The organism is Paenilisteria newyorkensis, assembly GCF_000766145.1.
Lineage (GTDB): Bacteria > Bacillota > Bacilli > Lactobacillales > Listeriaceae > Listeria_A > Listeria_A newyorkensis.
On record NZ_JNFB01000035.1, the window covers coordinates 251,596 to 269,575 of the forward strand.

Annotated in this window: 16 protein-coding genes and 1 other annotated feature; all 16 genes read right to left on the reverse strand. The window is 44.1% G+C overall.

Annotated features, from left to right (window positions below; all coding sequences use genetic code 11):
* Positions 1-67: 67 nt before the first annotated feature.
* On the reverse strand, positions 68-2,833 hold the full coding sequence (ileS, locus tag EP58_RS11925) for an isoleucine--tRNA ligase (RefSeq protein ID WP_036093694.1): 2,766 nt from the start codon (positions 2,831-2,833) through the stop codon (positions 68-70).
* Between the two features lie 31 nt (positions 2,834-2,864).
* The gene (locus EP58_RS17540) at positions 2,865-3,026 is read right to left on the reverse strand and encodes a hypothetical protein (protein WP_156110581.1); all 162 of its coding nucleotides are present in this window, start codon (positions 3,024-3,026) and stop codon (positions 2,865-2,867) included.
* 18 nt (positions 3,027-3,044) lie between these two features.
* Positions 3,045-3,289: a binding site (T-box leader), on the reverse strand.
* A complete protein-coding gene (locus tag EP58_RS11930; RefSeq protein ID WP_036080160.1) occupies positions 3,277-3,819 on the reverse strand; it encodes a DivIVA domain-containing protein in 543 nt (180 codons plus the stop codon). (Overlaps the previous feature by 13 nt.)
* 148 nt (positions 3,820-3,967) lie before the next feature.
* Positions 3,968-4,744, reverse strand: coding sequence for a YlmH family RNA-binding protein (locus tag EP58_RS11935; RefSeq protein ID WP_036093695.1), 777 nt, complete (start codon positions 4,742-4,744; stop codon positions 3,968-3,970).
* 183 nt (positions 4,745-4,927) lie between these two features.
* Positions 4,928-5,218 (reverse strand): YggT family protein, encoded by a 291-nt coding sequence (locus EP58_RS11940; RefSeq protein ID WP_052164836.1) that lies wholly within the window; start codon positions 5,216-5,218, stop codon positions 4,928-4,930.
* A 14-nt stretch (positions 5,219-5,232) separates the two neighbouring features.
* A complete protein-coding gene (locus tag EP58_RS11945) occupies positions 5,233-5,724 on the reverse strand; it encodes a cell division protein SepF (RefSeq protein WP_036093697.1) in 492 nt (163 codons plus the stop codon).
* A gap of 19 nt (positions 5,725-5,743) precedes the next feature.
* On the reverse strand, positions 5,744-6,421 hold the full coding sequence (locus EP58_RS11950; RefSeq protein ID WP_036093699.1) for a YggS family pyridoxal phosphate-dependent enzyme: 678 nt from the start codon (positions 6,419-6,421) through the stop codon (positions 5,744-5,746).
* Between the two features lie 29 nt (positions 6,422-6,450).
* Complete coding sequence (ftsZ, locus tag EP58_RS11955) at positions 6,451-7,623, reverse strand: cell division protein FtsZ (RefSeq protein WP_036093701.1); 1,173 nt, start codon at positions 7,621-7,623, stop codon at positions 6,451-6,453.
* A 48-nt stretch (positions 7,624-7,671) separates the two neighbouring features.
* Positions 7,672-8,946 carry a cell division protein FtsA gene (ftsA, locus tag EP58_RS11960; protein WP_036093703.1) on the reverse strand — a complete coding sequence of 425 codons (1,275 nt, stop codon included), beginning with the start codon at positions 8,944-8,946 and terminating at the stop codon, positions 7,672-7,674.
* 349 nt (positions 8,947-9,295) lie between these two features.
* Complete coding sequence (locus tag EP58_RS11965; protein ID WP_036093704.1) at positions 9,296-10,084, reverse strand: cell division protein FtsQ/DivIB; 789 nt, start codon at positions 10,082-10,084, stop codon at positions 9,296-9,298.
* A 23-nt stretch (positions 10,085-10,107) separates the two neighbouring features.
* Entirely contained in the window at positions 10,108-11,202 is a 1,095-nt protein-coding gene (murG, locus tag EP58_RS11970) for an undecaprenyldiphospho-muramoylpentapeptide beta-N-acetylglucosaminyltransferase (RefSeq protein WP_036093705.1), read from the reverse strand.
* Positions 11,199-12,566 carry a UDP-N-acetylmuramoyl-L-alanine--D-glutamate ligase gene (gene murD / locus EP58_RS11975; RefSeq protein WP_036093707.1) on the reverse strand — a complete coding sequence of 456 codons (1,368 nt, stop codon included), beginning with the start codon at positions 12,564-12,566 and terminating at the stop codon, positions 11,199-11,201. The genes murG and murD overlap by 4 nt, the downstream gene beginning before the upstream one ends.
* 34 nt (positions 12,567-12,600) lie before the next feature.
* A complete protein-coding gene (mraY, locus tag EP58_RS11980; RefSeq protein ID WP_036093709.1) occupies positions 12,601-13,578 on the reverse strand; it encodes a phospho-N-acetylmuramoyl-pentapeptide-transferase in 978 nt (325 codons plus the stop codon).
* A gap of 51 nt (positions 13,579-13,629) precedes the next feature.
* Positions 13,630-15,117, reverse strand: coding sequence for a UDP-N-acetylmuramoyl-L-alanyl-D-glutamate--2,6-diaminopimelate ligase (locus EP58_RS11985; RefSeq protein ID WP_036093769.1), 1,488 nt, complete (start codon positions 15,115-15,117; stop codon positions 13,630-13,632).
* A 234-nt stretch (positions 15,118-15,351) separates the two neighbouring features.
* Complete coding sequence (locus EP58_RS11990) at positions 15,352-17,598, reverse strand: penicillin-binding protein (protein ID WP_036093711.1); 2,247 nt, start codon at positions 17,596-17,598, stop codon at positions 15,352-15,354.
* Entirely contained in the window at positions 17,595-17,966 is a 372-nt protein-coding gene (gene ftsL, locus EP58_RS11995; RefSeq protein WP_036093713.1) for a cell division protein FtsL, read from the reverse strand. The genes EP58_RS11990 and ftsL overlap by 4 nt, the downstream gene beginning before the upstream one ends.
* Between the last annotated feature and the right edge of the window lie 14 nt (positions 17,967-17,980).

The following is a 17,980-nucleotide window of genomic DNA, read 5'->3' on the forward strand; positions in this document are numbered from 1 at the left end:
TTTCTATGAACTGAAGGTCCTCTGTAAGCACCAGTAGCTATCAAACGACCTCAGATTTCCATTTTTATTAGTTTTGATAGTTCTCCACTACAATATCCGCACATCGCTTACACAACGTTGGGTGATCATGATTCTCGCCAACATCTTTCTTCACGACGCGGCAACGTTCGCATGTTTCGCCTTCTGCTACCGTGATTGCAACCGCAACATGGTGATCTTTCACCGCGTTGGCCGGCGCTCCTTCTAAGCCTTCCACTAATTCAAAATCAGACACGATTAGTAGTTGTGCGAAGTCGCCTTCCAATGAATCAAACAATTGTTTCGCTTCGCCATCCACGAACAGCGTCACTTTTGCCAGCATCGATTTACCGATAATTTTTTCATTACGCGCTTCTTCCAATGCTTTTTGAACCACGTCGCGAATTTGCATGAATTGATCCCATTTCTCCGTGATCGCTTCTGTCACAGGATAATGCTTCACTTCCGGCATCTCCGTCAAATGAATGCTCGCCGCGTCTTGATCCGCTAAATGTGACCAAACCTCGTCCGCCGTATGTGGTAAAATCGGTGCCAATAACTTCGTCAAAACAACGACCGCTTCATGGAAAACCGTTTGCATCGCGCGACGGTCTTTGCTATCCGCTGCTTCGATATACACAACATCCTTCGCAAAATCCATATAAAATTGGCTAAGTTCTACCGTACAGAAATTATTGATTTGGTGATAAATCGTTGAAAACTCATACTTATCATAGCTTGCACGAACATTTTTAACGAGCTCATCCAGCTTAATTAGTAAATATTGATCGACTTCGCGTAAATCTTCATAGGCAATCGCATCCGTTGCTGGCGCGAAATCAGAAATATTTCCGAGCAAGAAACGCATCGTGTTACGAATTTTGCGATAGACTTCCGATACTTGTTTTAGAATATTATCACTGATACGCACATCTGCTTGATAATCCACAGAGGCAACCCACAAACGCACGATATCCGCGCCTAATTGATTGATAACTTTTCCTGGAAGCATCGTGTTTCCAAGTGATTTACTCATTTTACGACCATCGCCATCTAAGGCAAAACCGTGACTTAAAACATTGCGGTACGGCGCTTCGCCACTAATAGCTACACTCGTCGTTAACGAGGAGTTGAACCAACCGCGATATTGGTCAGAACCTTCCATGTAAAGATCAGCCGGGCGATTCAGATAAGGACGTGCCTCAAGAACGGCTTGATGACTTGATCCTGAATCGAACCAAACATCCATAATATCGTTTTCTTTCGTAAATTCACCATTTGGACTACCTTCATGCGTGAATCCAGCCGGTAATAAATCTTTCGCTTCCCGCTCAAACCAAATATCCGATCCATGCTCGCGGAACAATTCAGAAACGTGATTAATCGTCTCGTCCGTGATGATAGAATCGCCATTTTCCGCGTAGAAAATCGGAAGTGGCACACCCCATACACGTTGGCGCGAAATAACCCAGTCCCCACGATCACGAACCATATTGAATAAACGCGTTTCGCCCCATGCAGGCGTCCAAGTCACCCCTTGCACAGCGTCTAATAACTCTTGACGGAATGCATTAATCGATGCAAACCATTGCGGTGTCGCACGGAAAATAACCGGTTTCTTCGTACGCCAATCATGCGGATACGAGTGCGTAATGAATTCCATTTTTAATAACGCGCCGACTTCTTCCAATTTCTCCGTTACCATTTTGTTCGCCGTATCATAAAACACGCCTTCAAAACCTGGTGCTTCGTCTGTGAAAACACCGCGATCGTCTAGTGGTGCCAATGTCTCTAAGCCATATTTTTGCCCAATGATAAAATCGTCTTCCCCGTGTCCAGGCGCCGTATGAACCGCACCAGTACCAGCTTCTGCTGTGGCATGTCCGCCATTCATCACCAAGGAATCCCGATCGTAAAATGGATGTCTCGTTACAACGCGATCAAGCTCTGCGCCACGAACCGTTTTCACGACCTCAGCCGCTTCCCAACCTAATGTCTCGCGAAGGCTTGGGAACAGTGCTTCTGCCACCACAAATTTCTCGCCATTTACCGCTACCACCACGTATTCTAAATCTGGATTTACCGTAATCCCCATATTGGCAGGAATCGTCCACGGCGTCGTTGTCCAAATCACGATATTCGTACCTTCTTCTAGCGCACCTTTACCATCCGTTACTTTAAACGCCACAAAAATCGAGGCAGATTTCTTATCTTGATATTCAATTTCCGCTTCAGCCAGAGCAGATTCACTAGATGGAGACCAATAAACCGGCTTCTTCCCTTTGTAGATGTAGCCTTTTTTAGCCATCTCACCAAAAACTTTGATTTGCTCTGCTTCATATTCCGGTTGTAGCGTGATGTAAGGATTCGCCCACTCACCAGTCACACCAAGGCGCTTGAATCCTGCACGTTGGATATCCACTTGTTTATACGCATATTCAGCGCAAAGCTTACGGAATTCTGCAACAGACATTTCTTTACGCTTCACACCTTTATTCGCCAGCGCTTGTTCAATCGGTAAACCATGCGTATCCCAACCAGGCACGTATGGCGAACGGAAGCCGCTCATCGATTTTTGACGAACAATCATATCCTTGATTACTTTATTCATCGCATGGCCCATATGTAGCTCACCATTCGCATACGGCGGCCCATCATGCAAAATAAACGTAGGCTTATCCGCATTTTTTTGTTGAATTTGGTCATATAAATCCATCTCTTCCCATTTCGCTTGCCATTCCGGCTCCTTATTCGGTAAATTACCTCGCATTGGGAATTCTGTTTTTGGCATTAATAACGTATCTTTGTACTCCATCAGTTCATTCTCCTTTGTATATCGTTATTTTTTATTCTTGTATTCGACAAGGCTTGCGTATCTCATTTTCAGGTCCAGCTTCAACGGCCAACTCCTCGAAAACTTCACGCCCTCCGCAAAAAGCAAGAGTGGCTTTTCCTGTGCCGCTCCAGTTTTTGTCGGATCTGAACGGGCCGTTTCCGCTTTTCAACACAAAAAACCCCTCCCTCAAAAAAGGGACGAGTCTAAATAGTCGCGGTACCACCCTTGTTGACATCGATCATGCATCTTTGCCCACTTCGTTATATCGTTAACGCCGACTTACGCTTCTTCCTAATTGGCAACGTGTACCTTTCAAAAAAAGAGCTCCAGAGTGATTTCCATATTCTATCCTATTTGCCAGTCTCTCACCATCACCAGCTCGCTTTAAAACAGGATGTATTCAGAACGTGTACTTGTCTCTATTATAGCTTTTCGATATCGTTTTCTTCTACTACTTCTAATTTCTCTGGTTCTGCTGATTTCAATTCGGTTGCATCGACTTCATATTCCATCAATTGCTTCCAATCATCACTCTTGATTAAATCCATTTGCGTTTCTACAAGTAAGCGCAAACGTTCACGGAACACTTTAGACTGACGCTTCAAGTCTTCAATTTCGATGGCAATTTTGCGGGCTTTTGATAACGAATCACTCAAAATACGGTCCGCGTCTTTCTCTGCTTCACGCACGATTAACTTCGCTTCTTTATCCGCATTATCAATCACTTGGTTCGCAGCTTCTTGAGCCACAATCAAGGACTTGTTTAGCGTTTCTTCAATATTTGTGAAATGTCCTAAGCGATCATCTCTTGAAGATAGCGTCTCCTCTAAGCGCTTCTTCTCTTTAATCAGTTGTTCATAATCCTTAATAATTTGGTCGAGGAATTCGTTCACCTCATCCTCTTCATAACCTCTAAAACCACGGCTAAACTCTTTATTATGTATATCCAGCGGTGATAATGGCATGCTCAACACCTCCATATGGTCAAAGCCTAACTAAATCTAGGCTAGCCCTTCTATTATACCATAAAAATTCATTCCATATATACCTGTCTCTTACTATAATAAAATTCTGACCTTCTCGCAAGTATTATCGTCTCAAAAAACGAAAATATTAACGTAAATAACCTATTTCCATCCGAATCTTGTCTTTCTTCGTGTGTCCATTGATTTCTCCCAGTTTAACACGACCATAACCGCGCGCTGAAATAATATCCAATTCCTCACACTCAAAATCAGGATTTTCAACCGTTTTCCAATTCACCTTCACCAGCTTCCCCTGCACGAGTTGTTTCGCTTTTTGGCGGGAAATATTGTGCGCTGTTGCCACGACAAGATCCAGACGCAAACTCGTAATCGTCGTTCCAACATACTCCCAATCCGCGCGCACAGGCAACGCTTGATCCAGACTCAATTCTTCCAACATGATATTCACTTTCCCTATTTTATCGAGTTGCAAACGAATATACTCTTTCATTTCGCCCATCACAAAAAATTGCCACAACTCATTTTCCGTTAAAATATCGCCGAAAATATCGCGTTTCATACCGAGTGACATCACCGTTCCAAGAATCATCTGGTGCGACAGTGTCGTGAACTTCACCGGATAGCGAATATCAAACAACGTAATCTGAAAATCAGCATCGGTCGGCTCATAGTAATCCGGATAAATAAGCGCGCGTCGACGTTCTGCATGCGCCACACCGCCCCAGAATCTCACCTTGATATGGTCATATCCTCCAACCACCGATTCCAAAATCAGGCGCTGACGCGGATCCAAGAAATCCGTCAAACGAGGCGTGTACTGGTCCTCAACCTGCACAATCCACTCCAAGGCTACATCAATAAAACTATGCTCTTCTGCTCTAAAATGTTGATAAATCCCTTCCATGTTCCCCTTACTCCCTTTAACAACAAAATGACCCTTACGAAAAAGCCATTTTGCAATATAGTCGTGCTTTCATAAAACCCATTATAGCACGCTTCCCCGTTTTTTAACACCCACACAATTCCAAAAAATACCGAATGAAAGCACTCCTGATTTCCAGACAGCTTTCATTTCGGTATCAACATGTTAGAAAAATAGTGGTAATAAATAATTATACACTAAGTACTGTAAGCCAAACGTCGCCATTCGTATCGCAAAAAAGGCAATGATCGGTGATAAATCAAGGACTCCACCAATTGGCGGAATAATTCTCCGGAACGGCGCTAAAACAGGTTCACAAATTTTCGCTAAAAAGCGGCCAAATGTGGTTTCGTAAGCACCCGGGAACCAAGACATTAAAATATAAACAAACAGTACGTACGGGAAATAATCCAGTACTAAGAAGACATAGTGTGCGATCTGATATGCTAATATAATGTGTTACACCTCATTTACATAAAATCTTGTTCTTCTAACATCTCAGAAATAGCGCCATCGACCTCGACGTTTTCTGGTGTGCAGAGGAAAATATTGTTGCCAATACGTTGAATATCTCCACCTAAAGCATACACAGTCCCACTCAAAAAGTCCACAATTCGGATTGCTTGGTCATGGCTAATACGTTGCAAATTCACAACCACCGTCTTATATTCCTTCAAGTAGTCAGAAAGCTCTTGCGCTTCTGCATACACCCGCGGTTCCACAAGAACCATTTGGCTTGAAAATTGAGCCCCATTCATGCTTACCACTTTATGCTCATCGACTGGTGCTACTTCGCTTTGATTCGTAAAATAGTTTTTTCCTGTTGGTTTTTTCATTTTTTTCTCAGTTGGAACCTCGCGAAGTGGTTGAGGTTTCGCCGCAACCGGTTGCTCTTCGTAATAATCTTCGCCCTCTTCCTCATCTAAGAAAAAGTAAGATTTAAATTTATTTTTTAATCCCATCTGATTTACACCTCCACATTTAGTTTTCCTCTACTAAAGCTCTTCCTACTCTGATAAACGTTGCGCCTTCCTCTATTGCAACCTCAAAATCATTCGTCATTCCCATCGACAATTCATGACACGGAACATTCGGGATTCCAAGTTTCTCTATTTCTAGCTGCACTGCTTTTAATCCTTGAAAAACGTGATGTAAAGTCTGCTCATCATCGGTGTTTGGAGCCATGGTCATCAGTCCAACAATTTCAATACGCTCATAGTTCTGCGCCTTCACAAACGCGATGGCTTCCTCAGCACTAAAACCATGTTTTGTTTCTTCCTCAGAAATATTCACCTGTAAGAAACAAGCAACTTTCTGAGTCGCACGTTTTTCGATTTCATCAGCCAATGACTTGCGGTCCAATGAATGTAAAAAATGCGTATATGGTAGGATGGCTCTCACTTTTCGTGTTTGTAATGATCCAATAAAATGCCAAACAATATCGGGTTTATCCGCAAACGCTTCTACTTTTTCTGTAAAAACTTCCGCTCGATTTTCGCCAAAATGACGAATGCCGAGATTGTATAGCTTCTCCATCGCAACAATGTCCACCGTCTTAGTTACGGCAACTAAATGCACATCTGCCACATCACGACCGCTTTTTTTTGCTGCTTCGGAAATTTTATCTTCAATCGCTTGTAAGTTTTCGTTATAGCTCATCACATATCACCTATTTTTCCATACTTTTATTAGTTTCGACGGTTTCTGTTGCGGATGAATGCAGGCACTTCTACGTCGAGGTTTTGGCGCTGCTCTTCTACGTGTGGCGCTTGTGGGTGTTCTTCATTCGATGCTTGCTGCTGTTGTTGTGGCGCGTTAGATTCTTCTTTCACCGCGTAACCAGGGCGATTGACTTGAATCGCTGGATTGGGACGATTTTGCGCTTGGGCTTGTTGTTTTGCTTGAGCTGCTTCGTCAAAACCTGTCGCGATAACGGTAACAATCAATTCTTCTTGCAAATCATCATTGATAACCGAACCGAAAATCATATTTACATCTTCATCGGATGCAGAAGATACGATTTCAGCTGCTTCTTGCACTTCATACAGGCTCAAATTAGAACCACCTGTAATATTCATCAACACGCCTTTTGCACCGTCAATCGATGTTTCCAGCAGTGGAGATGAGATTGCTTTTTTAGCTGCGTCTGCCGCACGATTTTCACCAGTTCCAATACCGATTCCCATCAAAGCCGAACCGCGATTCGTCATGATTGTTTTCACATCGGCGAAATCCAGGTTAATTAAACCAGGAACAGCAATTAAATCAGATATACCCTGTACACCTTGGCGTAAAACATTATCGGCTTCACGGAATGCTTCCAACATCGGCGTATTTTTATCGACAATTTGTAATAAACGATCATTCGGGATAACAATCAGCGTGTCTACCGCTTCCTTCATGGCTTCTGTACCAATTGCCGCTTGTTTCGAACGCTTGGGACCTTCAAAGCCAAATGGACGCGTCACGACACCTACCGTCAAAGCACCCATTTCTTTGGCGATCGTCGCAATAACCGGCGCTGCACCAGTCCCAGTTCCGCCACCCATACCAGCCGTTACGAAAACCATATCCGCACCTTTTAGCGCTTCTTCGATCATTTCGCGACTTTCTTCTGCAGCTTTTTTACCGATTTCAGGAACAGCTCCTGCTCCAAGTCCACGTGTTAATTTCGTGCCTATTTGCAAGTGAACTTCTGCTTTAGAAAGATTCAAAGCTTGTGCATCCGTATTTGCTGCGACAAAATCGACACCTTGGACACCATGTTCAATCATTCGGTTGACAGCATTGTTCCCGCCGCCACCGATTCCGATTACTTTAATTGTTGCTAAGCTTTCTGCACTCGTGTCAAAATCTAACATACTATTTGCCTCCTAATTTTACCTTTTTAACGAAAACACGTACTTCTTCTAATCGAAAAATGCACCGAAGAAATTCTTCATCTTGGTGGAAACTTTCTCTTCTTCGGTTTTCTTTGGTTTTTGCTTCGGTTTGGAATACTGCTCTTCTTTTACTTCTACGGCTTCGGATGGTTCCGAATTTAAACTTCTGCCTTCTTTTTCAGCCATCTGATAGGCATATTTTATTAAGCCAACAGCGGTCGTGAAACTCGGCTCACGAACACCGATATAATCTGGAATTGCTAACCTTACATGGGCTTGAAAAACTTTGCCGGCAAGGTCAATGGCGCCTGGAATCGACATCACGCCGCCGGTTAACACATAACCACCAGGGAGGTGTGCTTTACCTACGCGTGCTAATTCTTCTAACGCCAACGTATAAATTTCTTCCATACGCGCCTCGATGATATCTGCTACTTCGAGTTGTGTGAAATGTTGCTGCTGATCACTGCCGATAACGTCGATGCCAAATGCGATGTCCTCAGAAGCATCATCGTAAAAAGCATAACCGTGCTCTAATTTCACTTTTTCGGCGTTGGCTGTCGATGTGTTTAAACCGAGTGACAAATCTTTCGTCACATGTTCTCCACCAACTGGTAATACCGTTGTATACGTTAATTTCCCTTGTTCAAATACACTAATTGTCGTTGTACCAGCACCGATATTGATGAGTGCCGTACCGAATTCTTTATCATCTTCTGTTAAGGAAACCGAGCCTTCTGCAAGTGGTTGAAGCACGATGTCTGTAATCTCTAACCCAGCACGTTCTACGCAACGCAACGTATTATGTAGGATCGCTTTTGAACCTGTAATAAGTGTTCCTTCCATTTCAAGACGTACACCGATCATGCCTCTTGGATTGACGCCTTCGAAGCCATCGACCACGTATTGATCCGGAATCACATTGATAATTTCTCTATCTGGAGCGAGTGAAATCACCTGCGCAGAGTCAATGACATTCCATACATCATCATCTGTAATTTCACGATTCTCGCCACTAATCGCGACGACACCGCGGCAAGCTTCCAGTCGAACTTGGCTCGAAACAATACCCACAATCACTTGGGATACGTGCACGCCTACCATACGTTCTGCCTGTTCAATGGCTTTTTTAATCGATTCTACTGTCTTATCAATATCAACAATGACGCCTTTTTTGACTCCTTGGGACGCCACATTACCCACACCGATAATATTGAGTCTGTCATTGGCCATCTCGGCAATAATCACTTTCACAGACGATGTTCCAATATCCAAACTTACGTAAATTTCGTTTTCTCCCATTTATCGGCACCTCCTTTATTTCATATTCTGTCTTGTTTTATTTGTCTACTTGCAAAAATTCAGTAGTAAGTTTTATTTTAAAGTTTATTGTTAATGGTTGGTGTTTGTTCTTCAAGATTTCCCTCTCAGACAAACATAATAAGTAGAGGATAAAAGATATACTATTCAATCAACACATATCTACAGTCTACACCAAGAAGCATGGTAATAAAAGCACAAAGGATGTTTTTCAGCAACTTTTTAGCATTTTTTTTAATTCATCGCCAAAAGAGGAACGTGCATTCTTATCGGGAATTCGATTATGTGCTATTTCGTACGTTTTATCCTAGCGAACTTTGTAATCTATTTATTAATTTTTCTTATCTAACGAGGCTTTCTCTTCTTTGTCCTTTAAATAGGTGCGGAAATAAGAACCGATTTCTAAATCAATGATACCTTTTTGGCCGTCTTTTAGCTGGGCCACGATGGACGGGTAGTGTGCCATTTTTTCAGCGAAGGTGGAGATTGTCGCGGAGACTTGGTTGCCATCATTCATGTATAGGCTGATATGCTCATCATCGCTTTTGGTCGGCGCGAAGTGAATCTCGGAGATGGATAGCAGGACGCCTTCTGGTAATTGATTGAGCTGTGCAACCATGTCTTCTAGCACTTGCCCGTTTTTAAAGCCGCTAAAAATAGGATTATTGCCAATTGGGAACTGCTTCGGCTGCGTGGTGAGTAATTTGCCTGTTTCTAAAATGTCGAAATACTGGCCGTTCTTTCCTTGATAGCCGATTGTTTTGTTTTCTGTGATGTGCACGCGTAATGTGTTTAGGCCTCGGAGTTCGATCTTCGCCTTTTTAATCAGCGGATTTTTTTCGAGTGCTGCGGTGCTTTTGGATTTATTTATCCCGAAAACAAAAGCCTCCAAATTCAAATCGCCTTCTGTCAAAATGGTTTGTTCATCGACTTGGTGGTTCCCATCGACGTAAATACGTTGCACTTTACTCAGTGGTGATAGGAAATAAAGCGTAATTAAAATGAGAAGAACGAAGATACTAATTAGAATCGACATATGGCGAATGAGCTTCTTTTTGCGGTATTTTTTGAGTTCTGGAATTCTGCTTTCGATAGAAACAATTTTTTTATTACTCGCCATGTGATTGTCCTCCTCATCTGTTTTTAGTTGTTGATGATGTCATAGATAGCATCTACCAACTTGTCGGCTGCATCGGGAACGCCGAGCTGCTTGGCTTCGTATTGCATTTTTGCCAGTTTTTCCGGACTTTCCATAATCGTATCGATTTCATCTAGCAAGCGTATTGGTGTTAAGTCTGACTCTGCGATGACGGATGCTGCTGCTTTTTTAGCCAGTGATTCGGCATTTTTGGCTTGATGATTCGCCGTGACATACGGGCTTGGGATTAAGATACTTGGGACGCCTAGTGCGGTCAATTCTGCCAGCGATGTCGCGCCGGCCCTTGATACGACTAAGGTACAGACGTTAAGTACTTTTGGCATGTCGTAGATGAATGGCTGAATGCTGATATTTTTGTTTAGCTCCATTTCCACCAGCTTTTCCTTGATTTTCTCAAAATGGGCATCGCCGGTCACATAAAGCAGCTGATAACCGCGTTTCCCGATTTTTGTAAGATTGGCTTCCACGGCTTCGTTAATTCCTCTGGCACCGCGACTTCCCCCGAAAACAAGGACTGTCGGCTTATCTTGCTCCAAACCATACTCGGTTAAAACAGCGCCTGATTCGATGCCAACTACTTCGGATGCGCGCGGATTCCCTGTGAAAACAACTTTTTCAGCAGCAAAGGAATCGCTCACTTCTTCAAAACAAATCGCCACACGGTTGGCATACCGACTTAAAAACTTATTCGTCAACCCGGCCACGCTATTTTGTTCATGGATAAGTGTCGGGATGTTCAGTTTTGCTGCGGCATAAACAACTGGGCCACAAACATAGCCACCTGTGCCGATGACAGCATCCGGTTTGAAAGCACGAATCAAGGCTTTACTGCGCGTCACACCCTTGAAAAAACGCGTCACTGTTTTGACGTTTTCTAAAGATAGCGCGCGTTTAAAACCCGTGATTTCGATGGCTTCAAAAGGAATCCCTTCGCGTCTTACGATGGTTGACTCGAGGCCTTTTTCTGTTCCGATGTAAAGAAATTCAGCTTCTGGGTCTCGCTTTTTAATTGCTCGGATTAGCGCAAGGGCTGGATAAATATGTCCGCCCGTTCCGCCACCGCTTATAACAAATTTCATTTTTCCACCTCATCTGGCAATTCTTCGATGGCATCCATAAAGGCACGGCCTCGAACTTCGAACGTTCTGTATTGATCCCAACTCGCGCATGCTGGTGACAGTAAAATGATATCGCCTGGATTGGATAATTCATAGGCAAGTGGCACAGCAGCCGTCACATCATGAACTTGGTGCACATCCACGCCGGCTTCTTTACCAACGCGTCCTACTTTTTCAGCTGTTTCGCCGAATGTAATCAATGTTTTTACGTTCTTGAAAAATGGTTTGAGTTCGTCGAATTCAGTACCTCGATCGAGCCCTCCAGCCAGAAGCACCACTGGTTTATTAAAACCGCTAAGCGCGCTCTGTGTTGCCAAAATATTCGTTGCTTTGGAGTCGTTGTAGAATTTGCGTCCGTTCAGTTCTTTGACAAACTGCGTCCGATGCTCTACGCCTTTAAAAGTCTCCAACACATGCATGATTTGCTCGTTGCTCACATCACAGATTTTAGCGACAGCGATGGAAGCAAGAATATTTTCTAAGTTGTGCTCTCCTGGAAGCAGGATGTCATCACGTTTGCCGATTATTTCGTCGTAAAACATGATATTGCCATCTTTGACATAGGCGCCTTCGCCCAATTTTTGTGTTGGCGAGAACGGAATAACTTTCGCTTTCGTACGCTTCGTCATGTTCCGCAATTCATCTTGATCCCAGTTGATAACTAAGAATTCATTTTTCGTTTGGTTTTCTTGGATGCGCCACTTGGCTTTTACATATTCTTCACGCGTTTTATGATAATCGATATGCGCCTCATAAATATTCGTGATCACCGCGATTTTCGGGCAAAATGTGCGAATCCCCATCAACTGGAACGAGGAAAGCTCCATAGCGATATACTGCTCTGCCGTCGCCTTCTCCGCAACTTCCGAACCTGGAAAACCGATATTACCGGCAAGTAATGATTTATTTGGCGTCATTTCGTTCAGCATATGGTGCACGATGGTCGTCGTCGTTGTTTTTCCGTTTGTCCCTGTGATACCAATGATTGGCGCGTCCGATATTTGATACGCTAGCTCGACTTCTGTAATAATCGGGATCATCAAGTCCTGCGCTTTTTTAATCATCGGGTTGTCGTACGGAATACCCGGATTTTTCACGACAAGTTCAAACCCTTCATCCAAAAGTTCCACAGGATGCGAGCCGCAGATGACTTTAATGCCCTGTTCTAGCAAGCCTTGCGCTTCTGGATTCTCACTAAACGGCTTTTGATCGTTCACTGTCACAAAGGCGCCGAGTTTATGAAGTAATGATGCCGCACTGACACCACTTCTCGCTAAGCCCAATACAAGTACTTTGCGATGCTTATATTGAATAATGTTTTTCATTTTTATTCCCCCAGTTTCAACTCATTCCCATTTTTTAAAGGATGACGAGCAGTGCAATTATCGCACAGACAAGCCCCGCACCCCAGAAAGTGAAGACGATACGCCATTCTGACCAGCCGATATCGACATGCTCAAAGTGATGGTGAATCGGACTCATTTTGAATAATCGTTTTCCGTTTGTTACTTTAAAGTAGAACACTTGGATGATCACCGAAGCCGTTTCGATAACGAAGACGAGTCCGATTAAAAGCAACATCCATTCTTGTTGTAGCAAAATCGAAATCGCGGCAATCGCGCCACCAAGTGCTAACGACCCTGTGTCCCCCATGAAAATTTTTGCGGGGTTCTTGTTGAAAAGTAGGAAGCCTAGCATCGCTCCGACAATCGCCAAACAAAACATCGCTACGACATCTTGTTCTTGGAAAATCGCGATGATTCCGAATGCACCGAATGCGATAACGGAAAGCCCTGAAACCAAACCGTCCAAACCATCTGTTAAGTTCACTGCATTGGAGAATCCTACGAGCCAGAAAATCACGAAGATGAGGAAGAACCAGCCAAGATTGATCTCTGTTGATGTGAATGGAATCGTCAGTGTGTCTGGATAACCGTTCCATCGATAAATCACGTAGAACAAGATGGAGATAACAACTTGTCCTAGAAACTTCTGCTTCGAACGCAATCCTAAGTTTTGCTTTTTCACGACTTTAATGTAGTCATCTAAAAATCCTAATGCGCCGAATAATACGAGTGGGATGAGTAGTAGCAATGCTTCACTGCCAAACCAACCGCCGATTAGCGTCATGATTACGAAACTGATAACCATCGCAAGTAAGAATACGAGGCCGCCCATTGTCGGTGTCCCTGATTTTTTTTGATGGCTTTGTGGGCCTTCCTCACGAATACTTTGACCGAACTTTAATTTTTGCAGAAACGGGATAAATAAAGGTACCCCGATGACAGTAATAATGAAAGCCATCGCAAATGTTGTAACTATCCAATATAATGACACGCTTTTTCGCTCCAATCTATTTTGTATCTTTCGCTATCGTAAAATGTCCCGTTATAATATTTTTGCTAAAATGGCTTCGCGTGCTTCTTTGCGATCATCGAAATCATGAACAATATCGCCAATGATTTGATACGTTTCATGCCCTTTTCCAGCGATTAAAATAACATCTTCTGGATTCGCCTGCTGTACCGCAAACCGAATCGCGTCATGCCGATGTTCTTTTACCGTATACATTGCGTCTGGGACACCAGCTAGCATATCTTCAATAATCTGCATCGGCACTTCTGTCCGCGGATTATCGGATGTAAAAATCGGATCCGTCGCGTACTTCACAGCAATCTGAGCCATCTGTGGACGTTTGCCTTTATCCCGGTCACCGCCACAACCTACGACGACAAAAATGCGTCCTGTTGCAAACTCGGTCACGGTTTTCAATACATTTTCCAGACCATCTGGCGTATGCGCGTAATCCACAATCACCGGGAACTGTTGCCCCGCGTCCACGAGTTCAAACCGCCCCGCTACACCTTGCACTTTTTCAAGGGAAGCGATAATATCTGGAATCGCGTGTGGTGTTTCATTCGCCGCGTAAACCGTCGCAATTGCTGCGAGCGCGTTATACACGTTAAATTTGCCAATCAATTTCAGCTGCACCGCGAAGACCTCATCCTGAAAATGAAGCTGGAATCCCGTTCCCTTGCTGCTAATCCGGATATCACTAGCTCGGAATGTCGCCGCGCCGTCGATGCCATACGTCAACAAACTCACGCCTGTCGCCTCAACCATCATTTTCGCGTGCGGGTCATCCCCATTAATAATCGCCGTCTTGGCTGAACCTCCGTACCCATTTCCAAGCTGGGCGAACAATAAACTTTTCGCGTGGGCGTATTCTTCCATCGTCTTATGATAATCCAAATGATCCTGCGACAAATTCGTAAATACCGCGATGTCATATTCCGAGCCATAGACACGGCCTTGCACAAGCGCGTGTGAGGATACTTCCATGATCGCCGTTGTCACTTCCTGATCCCGCATTTGCCGGAACGTCTTTTGCAACGTTAAACTGTCAGGCGTCGTGTTCTTCGTCTCCAAAATCTCTGCGCCAATTTTGCGATACATCGTGCCAATCAAGCCCGTCGTCACCGCATGATCCGCTAAAATGAACTCCACCAAATGGCTCACCGTCGTCTTGCCGTTCGTTCCCGTAATGCCAATCAAATTCATTTCCGCCGTTGGATACGAGTAAAACGCCGCGGCAAGCATCGCCATCGCCCGTTTCCCGTCCTGCACTAAAATAACTGGAATCGTGATATCCGCCAACATCCGCTCCGCTACAATCGCGACCGCGCCTTGTTCCTGCGCCGTTTTCGCAAACGCATGCCCGTCTACCACTTCCCCGTCGATACACACAAATAACGTACCCGCCGTCACCAATCTACTGTCCTGCTCGACACTTTCCACTTCTATATGTAGCGTATCTTCCTTGGCTTGCACCAACTGGCTATAAGGAATCGCCTGCATCAGCTTCTCTAATTCCATTTCGAACTTCCCTTCCATCTCATCGCCTCCACAGCCCAACGCAAAAAATGATATCGCAACCTCTAAAAAAACGAGTGCATATCAGCGCGCGTAACGATGACAAATCTTCTATTCTATATTAGCAAAAACAGCCGCGAAATACTAGTCTTTTAACAATGTTTCCCCAGCTATCAAAACAAGCAGGCACATCACGCTTACGATTCCCGAAAAAGTGTGCGCCTGCTTCTCATTTTACTAATTTAATAAAGCATTTAATCCCGTTGCCTCTTGCACTGTCGTATCCGCCGAATCCTCTTTATTATCCTCTACTTTCGGGACTTTATTGAAATTCGGAATTTTATCAGGCGTGGTGAGATCGATTGTCACCTGCGACTTATCATTGAGCACCGATCCCGCAGAAAGACTCTGTTTCAACACATAACCATCTCCATTGACCGTAAATGGCACACCCGTTATTTCCGAAACTTTGAGCACATCATTCTTCGCCCAATCCTTCATATCAGGAATCGTCATGTCCCCTTCTGTCATCAAAATAACCCGCTGCCCTTCTAAAATTTTCTCTCCAGCTAGTGGCAACTGTTGCACAATTTTCTTCCCGTTACCAATCACGACTGGAATCAATTTCTTCGCTTCCAATTCTTTCTTCGCAACATCTGGTGTCTTGCCAGCCATCGAAGTCATCTCGACCGATTTTAGTTTTGCCGTATCCGCCGATTTAATGTTCAAGTATTGCAAACTGTTTTTCATCACCGGATTGAAAACTTCCGACACCGCTTTTCCGCCCGTCTCCGTACCAGATAATTGCGGTTGTTGCATCGTCACGTACATCACAAGCTCCGGATCTTTCGCTGGCGCCATGCCCATGAAGGAGAAAATATAGTTATCATTCCCCGTCATGTAGCCACCACCATTCGGATTCGGAATCTGTGACGTTCCGGTTTTCCCAGCAATATCATAACCATCAATCGCGTACAATTTCCCAGTTCCAACCTTACCTGTAATAACATTCCGCAACTCTTCACGCGTTTGTTTCGCCGTTGCTGCACTAATCGGTTTACCCGTCGTGACTGGCTTCGTTTCCGTCACTTTCCCCGTATTCGGATCAACAATTTTTGACACAACGTACGGCTGTTTCATCGTACCATCACTCGCAATCGCCGTCGCACCTTGAAGCATTTGCATCATTGTCACCGTCGTACCTTGACCGAAAACCGTTGTCACCTGCTCAATTCTCCGATCAAACAGAATTTTACCAGTCGCCTCATTCGGAAGATCGATTCCCGTTTTTGCGCCAAAGCCAAAGTTTTGCAAGTACGTTTTGAATTTATCCGGACCCATACCCGCTAGGAGTTTCGCAAAAGCAACGTTACTCGAACGCTCTACGCCTTCACGATACGTAATCGAACCCCAACCAACACCAGCATTATGATCATGAATCGGGATACTACCAACGTTATACGTCCCCGATTGATAATACGCATTCGGATGATACACACCTAAATCAATCGCCGAAGCTAGCGAGAAAATCTTCATAACCGAACCAGGCTCATACGTAATCTCAACCGGCAAATTCGCCCATTGATTCGTTAAACCTTCCTTTGTCGTCGGGTTAAACGTGTCCCGCTGACTCATCGCCAAAATCTCGCCCGTTTTCGGATTCATCACAACCGCCATCATATTCTTCGGATTATATTTCGCATCCACCGTATTTAGCGTATCCTCCAAAAACGTCTGAATCTTCTTATCCAACGTTAAATAAATATCCTGCCCATCTTGTGCTTCTTTCACCGTACTTTTCGTATTCGGCAAAATGTAGCCATATTTATCCGCGTCATAATTAATCGAGCCATTTTTACCCGTCAAAATGTCATTGTACGCCTTCTCAATGCCCATTTTACCAATCAACTTCGAAATTCCATCCTTGCCCTCTTCTTGCTGCGCATAACCAATCAGATGCGAGGCAAATACACCGTTTGGATAAAATCGTTCCGCCTGTTTCGTAAACACCAAACCTGGCAATTTCGACGCTTCAATCTTGTCCTTCACTTCTGCCGATAAATTCTTCCCAGCCTTACCAAACTCAACTTGGAAGAGATTCTTCTTTTGCAGTTTCTTCAAAATATCCGCTTCTTTCATCGGCAAATATTTCGCCAAAAGCGCTGCTGTTTCTCCTTTTTCCACCACGTGATGCGGGTTTTTCGCGTCCACCGTTTGCTTCGGATCAAGCACTGCCGCCAACGTATAAGAAGCAGTGTCCTTTGCAATCACTTCGCCCTTTTGATCTAAAATAGAGCCGCGATTTGCTTCAATGACACTGCTTCGTAAATGCTGTTTAGCCGCTTTGGCCGCAAGTGGAACGCCGTTAACATCGCCAACGACTTGCATGTAAAAGAAGCGTCCGATAACCGACAGAAAAATAACTCCAAAGATGATAAAAAGAACCAGGGCGCCTCTTCGCATGTTTCCTACTCGTTTTTTCATTTGCCTTCCACTACCTTCACATTATCTGGATCGAGTTTCAATCCAAGTTCTTTCGCTTTTTGCCATACGCGTTCATAACGACTAAGGTCTGCCACTTCTGCCGACAAATCCTCATTCGCCTTCACTTGTTTATCTACATCTGCCTGTTTCTCTTGTATGCCTTGGTTCACGCTATATACTTGCGCTTGTACATGAATGATTTTAAAAGCAAATACCGCAATAACGATAATAAAAACAGACGCAATCAACTTCTCGCCCAACGTTATTTTGCCACGTTTTAAAATTTGTTTTTTAGGCTGCGGTTGTGGTGCTTCCCTATGTACGCGTTTCGGTTCCACATTCGTTTTGTAGGCTACATTGTTACTCATCTACTTCACTCCTA

Bases quoted from the DNA above. Each gene is read 5' to 3' on its own strand.
- murD (WP_036093707.1), bottom strand. From the start codon at position 12,566: ATGAAAAACATTATTCAATATAAGCATCGCAAAGTACTTGTATTGGGC.
- EP58_RS11945 (WP_036093697.1), bottom strand. From the start codon at position 5,724: ATGGGATTAAAAAATAAATTTAAATCTTACTTTTTCTTAGATGAGGAA.
- EP58_RS11965 (WP_036093704.1), bottom strand. From the start codon at position 10,084: ATGGCGAGTAATAAAAAAATTGTTTCTATCGAAAGCAGAATTCCAGAA.
- EP58_RS11930 (WP_036080160.1), bottom strand. From the start codon at position 3,819: ATGCCATTATCACCGCTGGATATACATAATAAAGAGTTTAGCCGTGGT.
- murG (WP_036093705.1), bottom strand. From the start codon at position 11,202: ATGAAATTTGTTATAAGCGGTGGCGGAACGGGCGGACATATTTATCCA.
- ftsL (WP_036093713.1), bottom strand. From the start codon at position 17,966: ATGAGTAACAATGTAGCCTACAAAACGAATGTGGAACCGAAACGCGTA.
- EP58_RS11985 (WP_036093769.1), bottom strand. From the start codon at position 15,117: ATGGAATTAGAGAAGCTGATGCAGGCGATTCCTTATAGCCAGTTGGTG.
- ileS (WP_036093694.1), bottom strand. From the start codon at position 2,833: ATGGAGTACAAAGATACGTTATTAATGCCAAAAACAGAATTCCCAATG.
- EP58_RS11990 (WP_036093711.1), bottom strand. From the start codon at position 17,598: ATGAAAAAACGAGTAGGAAACATGCGAAGAGGCGCCCTGGTTCTTTTT.
- ftsA (WP_036093703.1), bottom strand. From the start codon at position 8,946: ATGGGAGAAAACGAAATTTACGTAAGTTTGGATATTGGAACATCGTCT.
- EP58_RS11950 (WP_036093699.1), bottom strand. From the start codon at position 6,421: ATGAGCTATAACGAAAACTTACAAGCGATTGAAGATAAAATTTCCGAA.
- EP58_RS11935 (WP_036093695.1), bottom strand. From the start codon at position 4,744: ATGGAAGGGATTTATCAACATTTTAGAGCAGAAGAGCATAGTTTTATT.
- ftsZ (WP_036093701.1), bottom strand. From the start codon at position 7,623: ATGTTAGATTTTGACACGAGTGCAGAAAGCTTAGCAACAATTAAAGTA.